Origin of the sequence: uncultured Ligilactobacillus sp. (assembly GCF_948826705.1) — a bacterium.
Lineage (GTDB): Bacteria > Bacillota > Bacilli > Lactobacillales > Lactobacillaceae > Ligilactobacillus.
Genome location: NZ_CAQLEL010000162.1, coordinates 1 through 2,514 on the forward strand (window position 1 = coordinate 1; position 2,514 = coordinate 2,514).

The following is a 2,514-nucleotide window of genomic DNA, read 5'->3' on the forward strand; positions in this document are numbered from 1 at the left end:
CTACACTGTTAAAGTCAACTTTGGCGCTAAGGTGTGGTCCACTGGTCAAGCAATCCCGGATTGGGTCAAAGGCAATAGCTATGAAGTCATTCAAACTAGTGGCAACAAAGTCTTGCTCAAGGGCATTATGTCTTGGATCGACCGCTCTAATGTTGAGATCTTGTCGACAGCTAAGCAAAATAGCACGCAAGCTACAGCAAGTACGTACACAGTACAATCTGGTGATAGCTTAAGTGCGATCGCAACACGTTTTGGTACAACGGTCAGCGCATTACAGAGTGCTAACAACATTCGAAACGTAAACTTGATCTACCCGGGTCAAGTATTGCGAGTAAACGACCAAGCTACAGCTCAGCGCACATACACAGTTCGATACGGAGATAATTTGAGCGTGATCGCTAGTCGCTTGGGAACAACAGTTGGCCATTTACAATCGATGAACGGGATCAGAAATGCCAATCTGATCTATTCGGGTCAAACATTGCGGTATTAGCCTATGAGAGTAGTAAAGATCGATCATAGCGTGCAGAAAGCCCGGGATACTAGTCGAGTGTATGAGCTGACGTTGTTTGATGGCTCTGAGAGAGCGACTATTGCAGATAATGCAAAAGTCGTTGTTAAAGTCGGAAATCTAACAGGCTTTTTGTTTGATATTGAACCGAAGATCGTAGATAGCAAAATTAAAATAGATAGTGATAGTTTTAGTGAGCTACCGCCAGATATCTATAGACTTGAAGTTTGGATCACTAAAGATGATAAGTTGTCTATCTATCCCGATGAAGCACAAGCGCAGATCAGATTGAACAGTACGTTAAACGATGTGCAGGGAACGACTTTAAGTGTGATCACGATCGAACAACTTAAGAAAGAGATCGCCGAAAGTAGCGGTACTGGCATTCCTGTTGCTTGTAAAGACGGCAAGGACGGTGCTCAAGGTCCTAAAGGTGATAAGGGTGATCCTGGTCCTGCTGGTGAACGTGGCCCCGCTGGAAAAGATGGCCAAAATGGGCATGACGGCAAAGATGGAAAGTCAGCATACCAGATTTGGCTTGATCTTGGGAATACGGGATCGGAGCAGGACTTTATTGACAGCCTAAAACCTAAATCAGATGAAGGCAACAAGGATGAAGTACGACATGCACCGACTGCATGGACGTTGGATCGCACTACTACACCATGGACGATCTGGTTTGACAATGGGTCCGGCCTACGATTTCCAGAGTATGCAACGACAGCTACAGTTTACGGTTATGGCTTTACTGGCAATTTAAACGCTACTGATTTTGCACCTTGGCCACTCGTACCAAATATTATCAGTGCAACGAGGGGAACCTTGACAATCAACAAATTTAAAAGCAAAGTCGGATCATTTGAATATTGGTCATCAACGACCAAAGTGCTTAATCCATTGCAAGACGCAAGTAAATATGATTGGACTAATGCTTTTGGTGATGCTAGTACAAATAGCGGCTCATATGGACGCAAACCAAATTTTGCTAGAGTTATGTATGAATTGGGTATTTGGTCTGATGCTGATGTCTTAAGTCTTGGAGCAGTTAGAAAGGAAGTTTAAAAATGGCTATCTATTATATGTATGATGCAGTAACAAAGCAGTTTATCGGTGAAGTGCAAGCCCCTAACCAACCTGAGCACTCGACTGAATTGCCACCAGTTCGACAAATGAACGGTGAAACGTATCATCTTGAAAATCCTAAATTTGATGGTGAAAAATGGACTGGTGCAAACAAAGAGTTGGATGCACTAGGGTTACTCGAAGTCGTGACTATTCAGCTTGCACAGTTAACAGCTCGTGTAAGTATTTTGGAAGGAGGCGAAAAAGAAGATGTATAATGTATGTAAGTATATGCACAAGTTAGGTATGTCGATTAAGAAATTTGTCAAAATGGGATCTATCACAGCTGAGCAGTATGAAGAGATCACAGGCAAGAAATATGAATAGCTAGACTAAGCGCCACGCTCGAAAAAAACATCGGGTGTGGCGCTTTTTTGTTGCAAAAAAATTACCCTCCAACAAAATAGTTGGAAGGTAAAACTGGCCGGGTTGATTAGACCCTAGACGAGATTAACTCGTTGCTCACACCTTTATGTTAGAAAAATATTTTCTTTTTGTCAATACCTAAAGTATAATTGTAGACGGTACATAGAAGCTGATTACTTCTAAGTTAAGTACCAGTGCGAGGTGAAACTCGTTGCTCACAATGATAGTAGAATTAGTATTAGCCGTCTTGGTTAATCTAATCTCAGACATCATCTATGACTGGTTGAAAAACCATCACTAGATGAACGTGCCCCGATCGGTTCGCTGGTTGGGGTTATTTTTTATAATTTCGACGATTTTTAATAACAATTATTGAAATGGCGATCGTGATCTTTATCATCAGTTTGTTGATCTTGATCATCATTCCTAACGTCGCTAAACAACGTTCCAATGCTGAAAAGGTCAATACTCAAGCCTTGCAAGCTGAATTAGATACACAAGCTCAACTATATGCC

Annotated in this window: 4 protein-coding genes and 1 pseudogene; all 5 read left to right on the top strand. The window is 41.8% G+C overall.

Features of this window, described 5'->3' with window-relative positions; all coding sequences use genetic code 11:
* On the top strand, positions 1-493 hold a 493-nt coding region (locus tag Q9Q35_RS11900), incomplete at its 5' end, for a LysM peptidoglycan-binding domain-containing protein (protein ID WP_304653558.1).
* Positions 494-496: 3 nt separating this feature from the next.
* Positions 497-1,573, top strand: a complete 1,077-nt coding sequence (locus tag Q9Q35_RS11905) for a collagen-like protein (protein WP_160192573.1) — start codon at positions 497-499, stop codon at positions 1,571-1,573.
* A gap of 2 nt (positions 1,574-1,575) precedes the next feature.
* A complete protein-coding gene (locus tag Q9Q35_RS11910) occupies positions 1,576-1,851 on the top strand; it encodes a hypothetical protein (protein WP_119448212.1) in 276 nt (91 codons plus the stop codon).
* Positions 1,844-1,960 carry an XkdX family protein gene (locus tag Q9Q35_RS11915; protein WP_119448211.1) on the top strand — a complete coding sequence of 39 codons (117 nt, stop codon included), beginning with the start codon at positions 1,844-1,846 and terminating at the stop codon, positions 1,958-1,960. The genes Q9Q35_RS11910 and Q9Q35_RS11915 overlap by 8 nt, the downstream gene beginning before the upstream one ends.
* Positions 1,961-2,376: 416 nt before the next feature.
* Positions 2,377-2,514: pseudogene (locus Q9Q35_RS11920) on the top strand (competence protein ComGC); the annotation flags it as partial.